The 16023-nt window shown below is 58.7% G+C and carries 14 protein-coding genes; 5 read left to right on the forward strand and 9 right to left on the reverse strand.

Annotation, left to right across the window (positions count from 1 at the left end; translation table 11 throughout):
- Window positions 1-59: 59 nt before the first annotated feature.
- Window positions 60-734: a methionine ABC transporter permease gene (locus AO242_RS21160; RefSeq protein ID WP_099270238.1), complete on the reverse strand. Its 675-nt coding sequence runs from the start codon at window positions 732-734 to the stop codon at window positions 60-62.
- Window positions 734-1741 (reverse strand): methionine ABC transporter ATP-binding protein, encoded by a 1008-nt coding sequence (locus tag AO242_RS21165; protein WP_027902802.1) that lies wholly within the window; start codon window positions 1739-1741, stop codon window positions 734-736. The genes AO242_RS21160 and AO242_RS21165 overlap by 1 nt, the downstream gene beginning before the upstream one ends.
- A gap of 452 nt (window positions 1742-2193) precedes the next feature.
- Here AO242_RS21165 and katE point away from each other — a divergent pair, with 452 nt between their 5' ends.
- Entirely contained in the window at window positions 2194-4344 is a 2151-nt protein-coding gene (gene katE / locus AO242_RS21170; protein WP_099270239.1) for a catalase HPII, read from the forward strand.
- A gap of 229 nt (window positions 4345-4573) precedes the next feature.
- On the opposite strand, the gene AO242_RS21175 is transcribed toward katE, so the two are convergent.
- The 4 genes from AO242_RS21175 to AO242_RS21190 are packed head-to-tail and all read right to left on the reverse strand — an operon-like array spanning window position 4574 to window position 7388.
- Window positions 4574-5290 (reverse strand): PA5502 family lipoprotein, encoded by a 717-nt coding sequence (locus tag AO242_RS21175; protein WP_099270240.1) that lies wholly within the window; start codon window positions 5288-5290, stop codon window positions 4574-4576.
- Window positions 5291-5327: 37 nt separating this feature from the next.
- Window positions 5328-6116 (reverse strand): zinc ABC transporter permease subunit ZnuB, encoded by a 789-nt coding sequence (znuB, locus tag AO242_RS21180; protein WP_027902799.1) that lies wholly within the window; start codon window positions 6114-6116, stop codon window positions 5328-5330.
- Window positions 6109-6906 carry a zinc ABC transporter ATP-binding protein ZnuC gene (gene znuC, locus AO242_RS21185; RefSeq protein WP_099270241.1) on the reverse strand — a complete coding sequence of 266 codons (798 nt, stop codon included), beginning with the start codon at window positions 6904-6906 and terminating at the stop codon, window positions 6109-6111. Before znuC ends, znuB begins: the two co-directional genes overlap by 8 nt.
- On the reverse strand, window positions 6906-7388 hold the full coding sequence (locus AO242_RS21190) for a Fur family transcriptional regulator (RefSeq protein WP_027902797.1): 483 nt from the start codon (window positions 7386-7388) through the stop codon (window positions 6906-6908). Before AO242_RS21190 ends, znuC begins: the two co-directional genes overlap by 1 nt.
- 67 nt (window positions 7389-7455) lie before the next feature.
- Between AO242_RS21190 and AO242_RS21195 the strand changes: the two genes are divergently transcribed.
- Window positions 7456-8388 carry a zinc ABC transporter substrate-binding protein gene (locus AO242_RS21195; RefSeq protein WP_373562238.1) on the forward strand — a complete coding sequence of 311 codons (933 nt, stop codon included), beginning with the start codon at window positions 7456-7458 and terminating at the stop codon, window positions 8386-8388.
- A 163-nt stretch (window positions 8389-8551) separates the two neighbouring features.
- On the opposite strand, the gene AO242_RS21200 is transcribed toward AO242_RS21195, so the two are convergent.
- Together AO242_RS21200 and AO242_RS21205 are read right to left on the reverse strand one after the other, a co-directional pair.
- Complete coding sequence (locus AO242_RS21200) at window positions 8552-9502, reverse strand: homoserine kinase (protein WP_099270243.1); 951 nt, start codon at window positions 9500-9502, stop codon at window positions 8552-8554.
- A gap of 36 nt (window positions 9503-9538) precedes the next feature.
- Entirely contained in the window at window positions 9539-9826 is a 288-nt protein-coding gene (locus AO242_RS21205; RefSeq protein WP_027902794.1) for a DUF2782 domain-containing protein, read from the reverse strand.
- Between the two features lie 74 nt (window positions 9827-9900).
- Between AO242_RS21205 and polA the strand changes: the two genes are divergently transcribed.
- Window positions 9901-12663, forward strand: a complete 2763-nt coding sequence (polA, locus tag AO242_RS21210; protein WP_099270244.1) for a DNA polymerase I — start codon at window positions 9901-9903, stop codon at window positions 12661-12663.
- 682 nt (window positions 12664-13345) lie between these two features.
- On the opposite strand, the gene yihA is transcribed toward polA, so the two are convergent.
- Window positions 13346-13981, reverse strand: a complete 636-nt coding sequence (yihA, locus tag AO242_RS21220; protein WP_099270246.1) for a ribosome biogenesis GTP-binding protein YihA/YsxC — start codon at window positions 13979-13981, stop codon at window positions 13346-13348.
- 352 nt (window positions 13982-14333) lie between these two features.
- On the opposite strand from yihA, the gene AO242_RS21225 reads away from it, so the two are divergent.
- Window positions 14334-14951: a c-type cytochrome gene (locus tag AO242_RS21225; protein ID WP_099270247.1), complete on the forward strand. Its 618-nt coding sequence runs from the start codon at window positions 14334-14336 to the stop codon at window positions 14949-14951.
- 431 nt (window positions 14952-15382) lie between these two features.
- Window positions 15383-16015 carry a thiol:disulfide interchange protein DsbA/DsbL gene (locus tag AO242_RS21230; RefSeq protein WP_099270248.1) on the forward strand — a complete coding sequence of 211 codons (633 nt, stop codon included), beginning with the start codon at window positions 15383-15385 and terminating at the stop codon, window positions 16013-16015.
- The last annotated feature ends 8 nt before the right edge of the window (window positions 16016-16023 follow it).

The raw sequence follows: 16023 nt of genomic DNA on the forward strand, positions 1-16023 counted from the left end.
CAACTCCTTTGAGAGCCCGCCAATCTGGCGGGCTATTGCCGAGGGGGATCGGCCAAAAACTAGCGGTGGGAAAAGTGCGCGACCAGTTTGTCGCCAATGGTTTGCAGGATTTGCACCAGCACCAGCAGCAATACGACCGTCACAAACATCACATCGTTCTGGAAACGCTGGTAACCGTAACGAATCGCCAGGTCGCCCAGCCCGCCCGCGCCGACGGCACCCGCCATGGCGGTGAACGACACCAGCGCAATCGCCGTAACGGTAACAGCGGCCAGGATGCCGGGGCGAGCTTCTGGCAACAGCGCCTTGACGATGATCTGCCGCGTGGTGGCGCCCATTGCCTGAGTCGCTTCGATGATGCCGCGATCCACTTCACGCAGCGCGGTTTCCACCAGACGTGCAAAGAACGGCGTGGCGCCCGCGATCAGCGGTGGCAACGTGCCGAGGATGCCCAGCGTGGTGCCGGTGATGATCTCGGTCACGGGCATCATCACGATCAGCAGGATGATAAACGGCAAAGCCCGCAGCAAGTTGACGATTACCGCCAGCACTGAGTACAGGCCTTTGTTTTCGAGCAACTGGCGTGGCGACGTGAGGAACAGGATCACACCCAGTGGCAAACCGAGCAGCACGGTAAAGCCCAGAGACACAACGAGCATGTTCAGGGTGTCGAGGGTAGCGATCCAGATCTCGGCCCAATCGACATTGGGGAATAAAGTCAGTAGAGCGTCCATCAGCGCAGCACCTCCATATGAACATCCGCGGCGGTGAAGCGAGCGAAGGCGGCGTCTATGTCACCGCCGGTGATGGCCAGCGTCAGCTGCCCGTAAGGCGTGTCCTTGATGCGATCGATGCGCCCGGCCAGGATGCTGTAATCCACACCGGTTTCTCTCGCGACAGTACCGAGCAGTGGCGCGTAGGTCGCCTCACCCTGGAAGGTCAGACGCACGATGCGGCCTTCGACGTGGGCGAAGTCATCGCGCTGTTCGTTTTCATCGATCTGCTCGTGTTCCTGAACAAAGCGCTTGGTGGTCGGATGCTGCGGGTGCAGAAACACATCGGCGACCTTGCCCTGCTCGACGATCACGCCAGCGTCCATGACCGCGACGTGGTCGCATACGCGACGGATCACGTCCATCTCGTGGGTGATCAGGACGATGGTCAGCTTCAGCTCGCGGTTGATCTCGGCCAGCAGTTGCAGGACCGATGCGGTGGTTTGCGGGTCCAGCGCGCTGGTCGCTTCATCACACAGCAGGATTTTTGGCTTGGTCGCCAGAGCGCGGGCGATGCCGACACGCTGCTTCTGCCCTCCGGACAATTGCGAAGGGTATTTCTTCGCGTGGTCGGACAGGCCAACCCGTGCCAACAGTTCTGCCACGCGCTGATCGATCTCGGCGCGGGACATATCACCGGCCAGGGTCAACGGCATGGCGACGTTGTCGGCCACGGTTTTGGAGGACAGCAGATTGAAGTGCTGGAAGATCATCCCGACCTGCTGGCGGAAACGCCGCAAGCCATTGGCATCAAGGGCGGTGACGTCTTCGGCGTCAACGATGATCTGTCCGCCGCTCGGGGTTTCCAGGCGGTTGATCAGGCGCAGCAGGGTGCTTTTGCCAGCCCCCGAATGGCCGATCAGGCCGAACACCTGACCGTCTTCAACGCGCAGGCTGGTAGGGTGCAGGGCCGGAATTTCCTTGCCTGCCACCCGATAGGTTTTATGGACGTTATGGAACTCGATCACTTAGCGAACCTTGTGGGGGCGCGGTAAAAATTCAGCGCAGCGGCAGGACGCACACCGGCTGATTGGCATCGGCTGGATAGGCCGGGCGCGCATTTTAGCCTGTCCGCCGGAATCGATTTAGCATTTATTTCATAACAGACCTGTGTAAATGGAATAAGGCGATGGGTGGTTTTCTCAAACCCGTAGGACCGGCTTCAGCCGGGAGGGAGAAGTACATCCAATACATATCTTATGGTTGCAAGGCTGCCCTCCCGGCTAAAGCCGGTCCTACGGAGGTTGCTGCTCTACTACCACCCGCCCGATCTTCAAAAAAAACACGGAACGCCTGTTTATCTCCTCAGTCACTTTCTTAGTGCCGTGATTTCCCCAGACTCGATTTCGGGGATTTCTGTTTATAAGCCCGATGCCAGTTCTGGCTACAGGGCAGCCTGTAATTGAGGAGTTTTTTTCCAATGGCTACGAAGAAACCAACGAACACGCCAGACCCATCAAAAAGCGAACTCGCAGGAACCGATACCCCGGACCGCAGCAACACCAACGCCAAGCTGGAAAGTCTGGAGCAGTTCCGCTCTGACGCGACCCAGCAGGCGCTGCGCACCAACCATGGTGTGAAGGTCTCCGACAACCAGAACACACTGAAGGTCGGCGATCGTGGTCCGTCGCTGCTGGAAGATTTCATCATGCGTGAAAAAATCACGCACTTTGACCATGAGCGTATTCCAGAGCGCATTGTCCATGCCCGCGGCACTGGCGCACATGGTTACTTTCAGGCTTACGAAGATCACGCGGCGCTGAGTAAAGCGGGCTTCCTGCGTGACCCGGCCAAGCAAACCCCTGTGTTTGTGCGCTTTTCCACCGTGCAAGGCCCGCGTGGTTCCGGCGATACCGTGCGTGACGTGCGTGGCTTCTCGGTGAAGTTCTATACCGATGAAGGCAACTACGACCTGGTTGGCAACAACATGCCGGTGTTCTTCATTCAGGACGCCATCAAGTTCCCGGACTTCGTTCACGCGGTCAAACCTGAGCCGCATAACGAAATTCCTACTGGTGGTTCCGCTCACGACACCTTCTGGGATTTCGTCTCGCTGGTGCCTGAGTCCGCGCACATGGTGCTGTGGACTATGTCCGACCGGGCGATCCCGAAAAGCCTGCGCACCATGCAGGGTTTTGGCGTGCACACGTTCCGCATGATCAATACCGAAGGCAAATCGTCCTTCGTAAAATTCCACTGGAAGCCTAAATTCGGCGTTTGCTCGCTGGTGTGGGACGAAGCGCAGAAGCTGGCCGGTAAAGACACCGACTTCCATCGCCGCGATCTGTGGGAATCCATCGAAACCGGTGATTACCCTGAGTGGGAACTGGGCGTGCAAATCGTTGCAGAAGAGGACGAGCACAAGTTCGACTTCGATATTCTGGACCCGACCAAAATCATCCCGGAAGAACTGGTACCCGTGACGCCACTGGGCAAAATGGTGCTCAACCGCAACCCGGACAACTACTTCGCCGAAACCGAGCAGGTCGCGTTCTGCCCTGGTCACGTCGTGCCGGGTATCGACTTCTCCAATGACCCGCTGCTGCAAGGTCGTCTGTTTTCCTACACAGACACCCAGATCAGCCGTCTCGGCGGACCGAACTTCCACGAAATCCCGATCAACCGCCCTATTGCGCCGAACCATAACGGCCAGCGCGACGCTCAGCACCGCACCACCATCGACAAGGGCCGCGCTTCTTACGAGCCGAACTCGATTGATGGCGGCTGGCCGAAAGAAACTCCGGCTGGCCCGGTAGATGGCGGCTTTGAGACCTATCCAGAGCGTATCGAGGCACACAAGGTTCGTCAGCGTAGCGAATCGTTCTCCGATCACTTCTCGCAAGCCACGCTGTTCTTCAACAGCATGAGCCATGCCGAGAAAGAGCACATCATCGCGGCGTACAGCTTCGAGTTGGGCAAGGTTGAGCGCGAACACATTCGTGCCCGTCAGGTGAACGAGATTCTTGCCAACATTGATCTGGAATTGGCAGGTCGTGTCGCTGCGAACCTCGGTCTGCCTGCGCCAACGGCTCCAACCGTGCCGTCGAAGAAGCAATCGCTTGCAGAGTCCCCTCTGCTTAGCCAGATGAACCTGCTGTCCGGCGATATCGTGTCGCGCAAAGTGGCGATTCTGGTTGCCAACGGTGTGGACGACAAAGCTGTCGCGGCCATGAAAGCGGCGCTGGAAGCTGAAGGTGCTCACGCCAAGGTGCTTGGTCCGACTTCTGCGCCGGTGAAAACCGCCAGCGGTGCGAGCCTGCCGGTTGATGCTTCCATGGAAGGCTTGCCTTCGGTAGCGTTCGACGCAGTGTTCATTCCAGGTGGCGCTGCTTCGGTGACCGCGCTGAGTGGCGACGGTGTCGCACTGCACTATGTGCTTGAGGCGTACAAACACCTCAAGGCGATTTCTGTGAGTGGTGAGGCTAAACAGATCATCGATCTGCTGCATCTGGACAAGGATGCGGGGCTGCTGGAAGTGTCTGACAGCAAGTCGTTCAAGCCTTTCTTCACTGCGATAGCCCAGCACCGTGTCTGGGATCGTGAGCCGAAGGCTAAAGCGATTCCTGCTTGATACGAAAAGGCGCCATGGAAGGCGCCTTTTTACTATCGTGTGGAAACGAATTTCCGTAGGACCGGCTTTAGCCGGGAGGGCTTTGGTTCAGGCGCTACATCTGCTGCGCTTGAAGTGCAGTCCTCCCGGCTGAAACGGAGCGCCGCCCGGCCGATCCTGCCGCTATGCGGTGTGTCAGATAGAACCTCTCGTGAACAAGTTCACTCCTACCGGGATTGCATCCGGAGGCTTATTGCTGAGCAGGCTTCAGAACGACCGTCGCCGTCTCATTGCGCTCAATCTTGCGGCGCAGTTCCAGTTCAAAATCCGGATTGATCTTGTTCACCCGTTTGGTCAGCAATGTGGCCAGCCATGGGTAATCGTCTGTGCGCGGCACTTGTAGCAGGACGATGCAGTTAAAGGCAACGGTATCGGCAGCAATCGCATCCAGCTGGCGACGTAATTGCGCCATATCGCCGATCTTGAGCTTGATAGTCGTGCTTTCTGCCGACGGATCAATCAGTTTGGCAACGCGCTTGGCTTCAGCCGCTTTCAACTCTGCTTCGGCCTGATCCAGCTCGGCTTTACGAGCGTGGGCGATAGCGCCGTTGACACCACTGGTCAGCGCAGGTGCTTTAGGCATCAAGGCCCGTGCGCGGCTCAAGGCCGTGGCGGCAGCGTTGACGTCACCCTTCTGCAGGCCAATCTGACTGCGGCTCAGATATGCTTCTGCCAGACGGCGCTGGAATGGCTCCAGACGAATGTCCGTTGGCGCTGCAGCTTGCAGTTTGGCCAACTGATCTTCGGCAGTGGCCAGTTCATTGCTGGTAATACTTTGCTCGAGCTGTGCGAAGCCGTCTGCCTCAGTTGCAGGCACGGGCGCTTCGACTGTTGGCGCGCTTTGACAGGCTGCCAACAGGACGGAAAATGCGGCAAGCAACAGATAACGGGATGCGAACGGCTTCATTCCTGCGATTCTCTAATTGCGCAAAAAACGAGCAAGTCTACACCGCTCGTTTGGGTAGGACAAAACTCAGCAGGAACAATGCCGCTGCTGAAACCACAATTGAAGGCCCTGCCGGGGTGTCCTTGAACCAGGACATCGACAGCCCCAGACACACGGCCACTATGCCCAGCACGCTTGCACCGAACGCCATCTGTTCCGGTGAACGGGCGTGACGCTGTGCCGCAGCGGCCGGAATGATCAGCAGCGATGTAATCAGCAGAACGCCGACGATTTTCATCGCCACAGCGATCACCACCGCGATCAACAACATCAGCGCCATGCGCAAACCGGCAACGGGCAGGCCTTCGACCTTCGCCAGCTCTTCGTGCACGGTAACTGCCAGCAATGGGCGCCAAAGTGCTATCAGTAATACCAGCACTGCCAGTGATCCGCCAAGGATCCAGATCAGATCATTGGGGCTGATCGCCAGCAAATCGCCAAACAGATACGCCATCAGGTCGATCCGCACGTCGTGCATGAAGCTGAGCACCACCAGCCCGAGAGACAACGTGCTGGGCGCAAGAATCCCCAGCAGGGTGTCCGAGGCCAGCGGCTGACGTTGCTGCAAGGTCACCAGCAGGATCGCCAGCAGCAGGCAGCCGACGGTCACTGCCAGCGTCGGGCTGACATCCAGCAAGAAACCCAGCGCGACGCCCAATAATGCAGCGTGAGAAAGCGTATCGCCAAAATAGGCCATGCGTCGCCAGACCACGAACGAACCCAGCGGTCCTGCGACAAGTGCCAGAGCCAGGCCAGCAAGCAAGGCGTAGAGAAGAAAATCAGCCATGCTTGCAGCTGTCTCCGTGAACATGTGTATGGATGTGGCCGACCGAATCGGCGGCGCCCTCGACGACTTCCCCATGTAAATCATGGGCGTGGTCGTGATGGTGGTGATAAATCGCCAGGCTTTGCGCGTTCTTGCCGAACAGCTCGACGAACGCCGGGTCGTGGCTGACCTGCTCCGGATGCCCGGAACAGCAGACGTGGCGGTTCAGGCAGACCACTTGATCCGTGGTGCTCATCACTAAATGCAGATCGTGGGAAACCATCAGCACCCCGCAACCATGGCGGTCACGCAGGCGAGTGATCAGGCTATACAGCTCGGCCTGCCCGGCAACGTCTACGCCTTGCACGGGCTCATCCAGTACCAGCAATTCCGGTTCGCGCAACAGGGCGCGAGCCAGCAGGACGCGCTGCATCTCACCGCCGGAAATACCTTGCAGAGGGCTGTCGATGACCTTCTCCGCGCCGACTTCAACCAGCGCAGCCAGTGCGGCTGCGCGGTCCACGCCAGGGACCAGACGCAGAAAGCGCAGCACTGACAACGGTAGCGTCGGGTCAACGTGCAGCTTCTGCGGCATATAGCCGACGCGCAGCTTGGGTTTGCGCCAGACACTGCCGGTGTCCGGCTTGAGCAAACCCAGCACGGCACGCACCAGCGTCGTCTTGCCCGCGCCATTAGGGCCTATCAGGGTGACGATTTCCCCAGGCTTGACGCTCAGATGGATGTTTTCCAGCACGTTCTGCCCGGAAAGGGAGACGCCAACGTGCTCAAGCTTGATCAACGCGTTGCTCATCAGGCGGCCTTGCAGCCGGAACACACCCCGACGATTTCCACGGTCTGGCCTTCGACCGCGAAGCCGACGCCAGCGGCCGCAGTGATCACGGAATCGCTGATGGCCGGGCTTTGCAGCTCAATGGCAGCGTTGCATTCACGGCAAATCAGAAACTGGCCTTGATGCACGTGAGTCGGGTGGTTGCAGCCGGTGAAGGCGTTCAGCGAAGCGATGCGATGCACCAGGCCGTTTTCCAGCAGGAAATCCAGCGCCCGGTAAACGGTAGGCGGCGCAGCACGGCGGCCGTCTTCTTCGCTGAGCACGGCAAGAATGTCGTACGCGCCCAATGGCTTATGGCTCTGCCAGACGAGTTCCAGCACGCGACGGCGCAGGGCAGTCAGGCGCAGGCCTTTCTGGGCGCACAGCGTATCGGCTTCGGAAAGCGCGGTATGCACGCAATGGGAGTGGTCGTGAGGGCGACTGGCCAACGGTGTAATAGGCATGAGCTGAGACGATATTTGCTAGAGACGTTATTATGTTACCCGTTCTAGCCTTCTATGAGTGGCCCACGTGTACCGTCTTTTTGCTCTATTTGTCGCTTTAACCGCAAGTTTGCTGACAATTTCCCCGGTTCAGGCCGATGTCCGCGTTCTCACCAGCATCAAGCCATTGCAGCTGATCGCAGCGGCAGTGCAGGACGGTGTCGGTACGCCGGAGGTGCTTTTGCCGCCTGGGGCGTCGCCACATCACTATGCGCTGCGGCCATCCGACGTACGGCGCGTGCAGCAATCGGATCTGCTCTACTGGATCGGTCCGGACATGGAGGGCTTCCTGCCTCGTGTTCTGAAAAACCGGACTTTGCCGGTCGTTGCGGTGCAATCCCTGCCGGGCTTGAAGTTGCGTCACTTCGGCGCTGACAGTGCGTCGCATGAGGAAGGCGATGAGCATGGCCACGACGAGCATGATCATGACCACCGTCCCGGAAGCCTGGACGCCCATTTGTGGCTGTCTTCGGTCAATGCCCGGGTGATCGCGGCAAAAATGGCCACTGACTTGAGCGCTGTCGATCCAGCCAATGCTGCGCGGTATGCCAGTAACGCGAAGGCTTTCAGTGCGCGTCTGGACGCGCTTGATGCACGAATCAAAGGCCGTGTAGCTGGAATCGCCGGCAAACCGTACTTCGTTTTCCATGAGGCTTTCGATTACTTCGAAGACGCTTATGGCCTCAAGCATGCGGGCGTATTCAGCGTTGCCGCCGAGGTTCAGCCGGGGGCTCAGCATGTCGCTGCCATGCGTGCGCGTTTGACCGAAGTAGGCAAGACCTGTGTGTTCAGCGAACCGCCGTTGCGCCCACGCCTTGCCGAGACCCTGACGGCCGGATTGCCCGCAAAACTGGCTGAGCTGGATGCATTGGGCGGTGATACCCCTGCAAACGCGACCGGGTATGAGCTGCTGCTGAACAAGTTGGGGGATGATCTGGTGGGGTGCCTGGAGAGTCTATGACTTTGTGACGGTCGTGCGCGGCTCCATCGCTTTCACATGGTTCTACGGACTCCCGTAGGACCGGCTTTAGCCGGGAGGGCGTCGCGACATTCACCGAATTTCTTTCGTCAGAAATGCCGCTCTCCCGGCTAAAGCCGGTCCTACAGGGATGACTAGCCGACTCTTACAACGCAAACGGCAGCGGCAAATGCGTTTCCTGCCGTTGTTCCAGACGCTTCTGGAATTCCATCGGATCATGGATCAGCACGTCTTGCCCCGCATTGGATTCCGCTGCAATCAAGCGTGACAGCCAGAAACGCACGCAGCCAACGCGCAGCAGGGTCGGCCACAATTCGGCTTCAGCGGCCGTGAACGGGCGCAACCCGGCGTAGGCACCCAGCAAGGCTCGTCCGCGTGGCGCGTCGATCTTGCCCTCTTCGTCCGAACACCAGTCATTCAACGCGATAGCCAGGTCATAAAGCATCGGCCCGGAGCAGGCGTTATAGAAATCGATCAGCCCGGTCAGGTGTGTACCTTCGAACAGCGCGTTGTCGCGGAACAGGTCCGCATGCAGATTGGCCTTGGGCAGCGCCATGATCTTCGGTTTCAACCGTTCGATTTCTTCCAGCGCGGCTTTGAGCAATACGCCGGGAGCTTCCTCCAGGTGAGAAATCAGGGTTGCGCCTTCGGCCAGCATCCAGTCCAGGCCACGATCAGTCTTGCGCTCAAGTACCTTGTCGCGGGTCGCCAGGTGCAGATGACCCAGCAACTCGCCGATTTGCACGCAATGCTGCGTGTTCGGCACGCTGATGTGCTTGCCGGGCAGGCGTGGTTGCAGCAGCGCCGGTTTGCCCGCCAGCTCGCGCAGTGCCGCGCCGTCCGTAGTACGCAGGGCATATGGCACCGGCAAATCAGCGTCGTGGAGCGTGTCCAGTAATTCGATGAAGAACGGCATTTCCTGAACCGGACCGCGTTCCACGAGGGTCAGCACGAACTCGCCCTGCTCCAGGCTAATGAAGTAGTTGGTGTTTTCGCTTCCGGCGGCAATGCCTTGAAAGTCACGTAAATGGCCTAGCCCGTAAGGGGCGAGAAATGTTTCCAGCTCGGGCCGAGCCAGGGGGGTAAATACGGACATATCAGGGCTGCCAGCAAAAAAGGTGAATGTGGGACCTTACCACTCGAATATTTTCCACGATGGAATCAGCATATCCGGTTGGTCTGAACGAATGAAATTGGCGTCTGTACCATCGGCGCGCACCAGAAAGTAAGGTTTACCGCCTTTCGGGGTGATCTTGATCGCATACAGGAAGCCGTTCTGGCGATACTCCTGAATCGTTCTGTCACCTTCGGTGCGGATTGTAACGTCCGGGTCTCCTGACGGTGCCTCATCAGCAGCAACAGCAATCAGCGGGCAGAGTGTAAACAGGCCGGCCAGCAACAGGCGATTTGTTGTGCGCATGATAACCTTGTCCCTTTGTCGTCAATGGTCCTCGCATTCTAGCGCCGACCCCGCCGAAAAGGTTGATTCTGCTCATGAGCCAAGCTCCCCTCGTCCTGGTGGACGGTTCTTCTTATCTGTACCGCGCTTTTCATGCGCTGCCGCCGCTCGCCACGTCCAAGGGTTTGCCCACGGGTGCCGTGAAGGGCGTTCTGAATATGCTCAAAAGTCTGCGTCGGCAATACCCGGACAGCCCGTTCGCGGTGGTGTTCGATGCCAAAGGCGGCACATTCCGTGACGACCTGTACGCCGAGTACAAAGCCAACCGGCCAAGCATGCCGGACGATTTGCGCGTGCAGATCGATCTGCTGCACGCCTGTGTGAAAGGTTTGGGTTACCCGTTGCTGTGCGTTGACGGGGTCGAAGCTGACGACGTCATCGGCACACTGGCGCGCAGCAGCGCCGCAGCGGACCGACCGGTAATCATTTCCACCGGCGACAAGGACATGGCGCAGTTGGTCGACGGGCACATCACGCTGGTCAACACCATGACCGGCAGCGTCCAGGACGTGGCGGGCGTGAAAGAGAAATTCGGCGTCGGCCCTGAGCACATCATCGATTACCTGGCGCTGATGGGCGACAAGGTCGATAACATTCCAGGCGTGCCGGGCGTTGGCGAAAAGACCGCCGTAGGCCTGTTGGTCGGTGTGGGCGGCGGCCTGAAAGAGCTTTACGAAAACCTCGAAATGGTCGCAACGCTGCCGATCCGTGGCGCGAAAACCCTGGCTGCCAAGCTCGAAGAACATCGTGCCATGGCGTTCCTGTCTTACGAGCTGGCGACCATCAAGATCGACGTCCCGCTGGATATCGAGCTGGATCAACTGCACTGCACCGAGCCTGATCGTGAAGCGCTGCTTGAGCTTTACGCCGAGCTGGAATTCAAAAGCTGGATCGAAGACCTGCACCGTGATGCCAAGCGTGTCGGTCTGGAAATCGCCATCGAAGAAGCCCCGGCCCCGGCAGAGTCTCGCTACGAAACCATCCTTGAGCAGAGCCAGCTCGACGTTTGGCTGAAGAAGCTCAACGACGCCAAGCTGGTGGCGTTCGTGACCCAGAGCAACGGCCTGGACGCCCAGCGTGCGCAACTGGTGGGCTTGTCATTTGCCGTGCAGACCCACGAAGCCGCTTACATCCCGCTGACCCACTCCTACATGGGCGTGCCGCAGCAACTGGATCGTGATCACGTACTCAAGCAGCTCAAACCGCTGCTGGAAGACCCGAGCAAAATCAAAGTCGGTCAGCACGCCAAGTTCGATATCAATATCCTCGCTAACTGCGCCATCGACGGCGATCAGAGTCAGGGCATTGAAGTTCAGGGGCTGCTTTACGACACCATGCTCGAATCCTACGTGCTGGATTCCACCGCAACCCGCCATGACCGCGAAAGCCTTGCGCTGAAATACCTGGGGCATGCCGCCGGGAATATTCAGGACATCGCAGGCAAGGGCGTGAAGCAACTGACGTTCGACCAGATTTCTCTGGAACTGGCTGCGCAATACGCGGCTCAGGAAGCTGACATAACGCTGCGCTTACACGAAGCGCTTCAGGCGAAGCTTGCTGCGATTCCGAGCCTGGCCCCGGTGCTCAACGAAATTGAAATGCCGCTGGTGCCCGTATTGGCGGGTATCGAACGCCAGGGTGCGCTGGTGGACGCCAAACTGCTGGGCATTCAAAGCGTCGAGCTGGGCGACAAGATGGTTGCCCTTGAGCGCGAGGCGTTCGAAATTGCCGGGGAAGAATTCAATCTGGGATCGCCGAAACAACTGGGCGTCATCCTGTATGAAAAACTCGGCATGCCGGTCCTGAGCAAGACTGCCAAAGGGCAGGCCTCGACTGCCGAAGCAGTGCTCGCTGAATTGGCCGAGCAAGGTTTTCCGCTGCCTACGGTGTTGATGAAGTATCGCTCGATGAGCAAGCTCAAGAGCACATACACCGACCGCTTGCCGGAGCAGATCAACCCGCGCACCGGTCGCATTCACACCTCCTACCATCAGGCGGTGGCGGTGACGGGTCGTCTGTCTTCCAGTGATCCAAACCTGCAGAACATCCCGATCCGGACCGCCGAAGGACGCCGCATTCGTCAGGCATTTGTCGCGCCCAAGGGCTACAAACTGCTGGCGGCGGACTACTCGCAGATCGAGCTGCGCATCATGGCTCACCTGGCCAAGGATGAAGGTTTGTTGCACGCGTTCCGCAATGATCTGGACGTTCACCGGGCAACGGCGGCGGAGGTTTTCGGCGTTGAGCTGGCGGACGTTACAACTGACATGCGTCGCAGTGCCAAGGCGATCAACTTCGGCCTGATTTATGGCATGAGTGCTTTTGGTCTGGCCAAGCAGATCGGTGTTGATCGCAAGCAGTCTCAGGCCTATGTGGATCGCTATTTCGCCCGCTACCCGGGCGTGCTGGATTACATGGAGCGCACTCGCACGCAGGCCGCTGAACAGGGCTTCGTAGAGACCATCTTCGGCCGTCGTCTGTATTTGCCGGACATCAACGCCAAGAACCAGGCCTTGCGCAAAGGCGCCGAGCGCATGGCGATCAACGCGCCGATGCAGGGCACGGCGGCAGACATCATCAAGAAGGCCATGGTGGCGGTAAACGGCTGGCTGGAGGCGTCGAAGCTTGACGCCAGAGTCATCCTGCAGGTGCACGATGAGCTGGTACTGGAGGTTCGCGAAGATCTGGTCGAGCAGATCAGCGAGCAAATCCGCCCGCACATGAGCGGCGCGGCCCAGCTGGATGTTCCGTTGCTGGTTGAGGTCGGTGTGGGCAATAACTGGGATGAGGCGCACTGACCAGGCGCTGAGCCGGGGCAAGCACGCGATCTCCTGTTGGAGCCGAGCTTGGTCTGGGCGGCATTCCGACGAAGAACGGTAACGCGGTGTGTCTGAAGGGCCGAGGCGTCTGCATCGCGGGCAAGCCTCGCTCCCACAGGGATTACGCTGTCTGTGGGAGCTGGGCTTGCCTGCGATGAACGATACGCGGTGTGCCTGACCGACCGAGGCGTCTGATTCGCGGGCAAGCGCGCTCCTACAGGGATCACGCTGGATGTGGGAGCTGGGCTTGGTCTGGGCGGCATTCCGACGAAGAACGATAACGCGGTGTGCCAGACGGGCCGAGGCGTCTGCATCGCGAGCAAGCTCGGCTCCCACAGGGATCACGCTGGATGTGGGCGCCCGGCTTGCCCGCGAAGAACGGTAATGCGGTGTGTCTGACAGGCCGAGGCGTCTGCATCGCGGGCAAGCCTCGCTCCAACAGGACAGAGCTGTCTGCACAAAGGCTATCGGAGAATTTCCGCGGGCCAGGAACTTACGCCTCGAAACGCCGGTCAGAGAACTCGATTGGCTGAGAAGCCAGTCATGCTCCTAGTTGTGTTAAGTGTTGGCAGATATCCGGCTTCCCTCCATGGAAGTCTGGAACTTGAACCCCGAACTTCCCCTCCCCCACATGAAGTCCGGGGTTTTTTTTGCCTGCGATTTACTCGGCGGGTGCCTTGTCTTCCAGCTCCATCCAGCCTGCAAGCACGGTATAGGCTTCTTCCAGGCCCATGCGCTTTGGTGCAGAGAACAGCTGGATGCTGACGGCATCGCCCCAACCCTTGCGGATTTCTGACTGAACCTTGAGCAGTGTGTTCTTGGCTGCGCCGTAAGTCAGCTTGTCAGCCTTGGTCAGCAGAATGTGCATCGGCATGTGGCTGGCGATGGACCAGTCCAGCATCAGGATGTCGAAGTCGGTCATCGGGTGACGGATGTCCATCATCAGAATCAGACCTTTCAGGCTTTCCCGGCTGCCCAGATACGCTTCAAGGTGGCGCTGCCAGTGCAGCTTCAGCGGGATTGGCACTTTGGCGTAGCCGTAACCCGGCAGGTCGACCAGGCGTCGCTCATCGTCCAGCTTGAAGAAGTTCAGCAGTTGCGTACGACCTGGCGTCTTCGATGTACGGGCCAGGCTGGCGTGCGTCAGGGTATTCAGCGCGCTCGACTTGCCTGCGTTGGAGCGTCCTGCGAACGCCACTTCAAAGCCGTCGTCGTCCGGGCACTGGTCGACTTTGGCTGCGCTGAGCATGAAGGTTGCCTGTTGGCACAAGCCGAGGATGGGATTCTTGAGTTGCATGTGATTTCCGGTGAGAGCGGTGCCTGCAAGGGGTGCGGCAAGAGGTGTCGTTTCCGTTTCAGTGGGGCCAGTATATAATTACCGCAGATTTTGTGTGTGCTTTGTCCCGGTCACGGGAAGCTACATCAGCCAAGCGAGAACTATAAGCGCATTAGAACGCAGTCCGCTTTTAACCTGAAAGGGTTGCTGAGTATGAAGGCTTTGGAGTCGCCTGTGTTCAGGAGTTCAAAGTGATGCCGTTGCGTGGATTGTGCAGAGACCGCAATAGCGGGGATTCGCGAATCTTCGTCCGTCTGGATGAGCGAGTCCACCTCTATAAAACTATTCACCTTTAGCCGATCTGGATTACCTGATGAACAAAATTTTCGTGAGTCTGCTGCTGGCTCTGGGTATCTGCGGCACGGCTCAGGCGGCTGATACGGTAGTCGGCGACGCGGCTGCTGGCCAGGCCAAAACCGCTGTTTGCAGTGCCTGCCACGGCCCCGATGGTAATAGCCTGGTGCCAAACTTCCCCAAGCTGGCGGGCCAAGGCCAGCGATATACGCTTAAGCAACTGCATGAAATCAAGGACGGCAAGCGCGTCGTGCTTGAAATGACCGGCTTGCTGACCAGTCTCAACGAGCAGGACCTCAACGATATCGCCGCGTTCTACGCCAGTCAGAAAGGCAGCGTGGGCGCAGCTGACGAGAAACTGGTCGCTCGCGGTGAAGCACTGTTCCGTGGCGGCAAGCTGAGTGAGGGCATGCCGGCTTGTACCGGATGCCATTCGCCCAATGGCGTGGGCAACGCGCCAGCGGGGTTTCCGCATCTGGGCGGTCAACACGCTGATTACATCAAAAAGCAGCTCGTGGCCTTCCGCGAAGGTGACCGCACCAATGACGGCGACACCATGGTCATGCGCTCAATAGCCGCCAAGTTGAGTAACAAGGATATCGAGGCGCTTTCGCAGTATATCCAGGGGCTTCACTGATGGCTGATCCTGTGGGAGCCGCCTGACCTGGCCCGGCTCCCACAGGAATCACGGATGACGTAGGACCGGCTTTAGCCGGGAGGTCGTTGGAGCATTCACCAATATTTTTCGCTAGAAATACCGCTCTCCCGGCTAAAGCCGGTCCTACGGGGCTGCGGGCCGACATAGAATTTCGCAGAGGTTCTACATAATAACGTGGGGCCGGCTTGTGGATGGAGGCGCCTCGCATGAAGCGGCACTCCAAAAACCCTGAAACACCTCGTTACCGTTCTTCGCGGGCAAGGCCGGTTCCAACAGGTTTTCCATTCAAAAAGGGTAGCTTCGGCTACCCTTTTTTGATCTTGCCAGCGTTACACTAGCGAACTCGCGTCTTGTGAGCCGGTCGAAGCCCGGTCGTTGCAAGGCCCTCAAACCAGCCTCAGGAGTAAAGCATGCGTAATCTGATTCTCAGCGCCGCACTGGTTGCCGCCAGTCTTTTCGGTATCACGGCACACGCTGCCGAGCCTATCGAAGCCGGTAAGCAGTACACCGTGCTGAGCAGCGCCGTTCCTGTTTCCGAGCCAGGCAAGATCGAAGTTGTGGAAATGTTCTGGTACGGCTGCCCGCACTGCTACGCATTTGAGCCGACCATCAACCCATGGGTCGAGAAGCTGCCTGCTGACGTTCACTTCGTCCGTATTCCTGCCATGTTCGGCGGCCCTTGGGACGCCCACGGCCAACTGTTCATCACCCTGGACACCATGGGCGTAGAGCACAAGGTTCACGCCGCAGTATTCGAGGCGATCCAGAAAGGCGGCAAGCGTCTGACCGACAAGAACGACATGGCCGAATTCGTGGCTACTCAAGGCATCGACAAGGAAGAGTTCCTGAAGACCTTCGACTCGTTCGCTGTAAAGGGCAAGATCGCCCAGTACAAGGAACTGGCCAAGAAGTATGAAATCACTGGCGTACCGACCATGATCGTCAACGGCAAATACCGCTTCGACCTGGGTTCTGCCGGTGGTCCGGAGCAAACCCTGCAAGTGGCTGATCAGCTCATCGAAAAAGAGCGAGCGGCCAAGTAAGCAGCGCC

Source organism: Pseudomonas sp. ICMP 561 (assembly GCF_002699985.1).
Taxonomy (GTDB): Bacteria; Pseudomonadota; Gammaproteobacteria; order Pseudomonadales; family Pseudomonadaceae; genus Aquipseudomonas; species Aquipseudomonas quasicaspiana.

What these genes read in the sequence shown, in the direction of transcription:
- AO242_RS21160 (WP_099270238.1), bottom strand. Translation starts at nt 734, where the DNA reads ATGGACGCTCTACTGACTTTATTCCCCAATGTCGATTGGGCCGAGATC.
- katE (WP_099270239.1), top strand. Translation starts at nt 2,194, where the DNA reads ATGGCTACGAAGAAACCAACGAACACGCCAGACCCATCAAAAAGCGAA.
- AO242_RS21175 (WP_099270240.1), bottom strand. Translation starts at nt 5,290, where the DNA reads ATGAAGCCGTTCGCATCCCGTTATCTGTTGCTTGCCGCATTTTCCGTC.
- znuB (WP_027902799.1), bottom strand. Translation starts at nt 6,116, where the DNA reads ATGGCTGATTTTCTTCTCTACGCCTTGCTTGCTGGCCTGGCTCTGGCA.
- znuC (WP_099270241.1), bottom strand. Translation starts at nt 6,906, where the DNA reads ATGAGCAACGCGTTGATCAAGCTTGAGCACGTTGGCGTCTCCCTTTCC.
- AO242_RS21190 (WP_027902797.1), bottom strand. Translation starts at nt 7,388, where the DNA reads ATGCCTATTACACCGTTGGCCAGTCGCCCTCACGACCACTCCCATTGC.
- AO242_RS21200 (WP_099270243.1), bottom strand. Translation starts at nt 9,502, where the DNA reads ATGTCCGTATTTACCCCCCTGGCTCGGCCCGAGCTGGAAACATTTCTC.
- AO242_RS21205 (WP_027902794.1), bottom strand. Translation starts at nt 9,826, where the DNA reads ATGCGCACAACAAATCGCCTGTTGCTGGCCGGCCTGTTTACACTCTGC.
- polA (WP_099270244.1), top strand. Translation starts at nt 9,901, where the DNA reads ATGAGCCAAGCTCCCCTCGTCCTGGTGGACGGTTCTTCTTATCTGTAC.
- yihA (WP_099270246.1), bottom strand. Translation starts at nt 13,981, where the DNA reads ATGCAACTCAAGAATCCCATCCTCGGCTTGTGCCAACAGGCAACCTTC.
- AO242_RS21225 (WP_099270247.1), top strand. Translation starts at nt 14,334, where the DNA reads ATGAACAAAATTTTCGTGAGTCTGCTGCTGGCTCTGGGTATCTGCGGC.
- AO242_RS21230 (WP_099270248.1), top strand. Translation starts at nt 15,383, where the DNA reads ATGCGTAATCTGATTCTCAGCGCCGCACTGGTTGCCGCCAGTCTTTTC.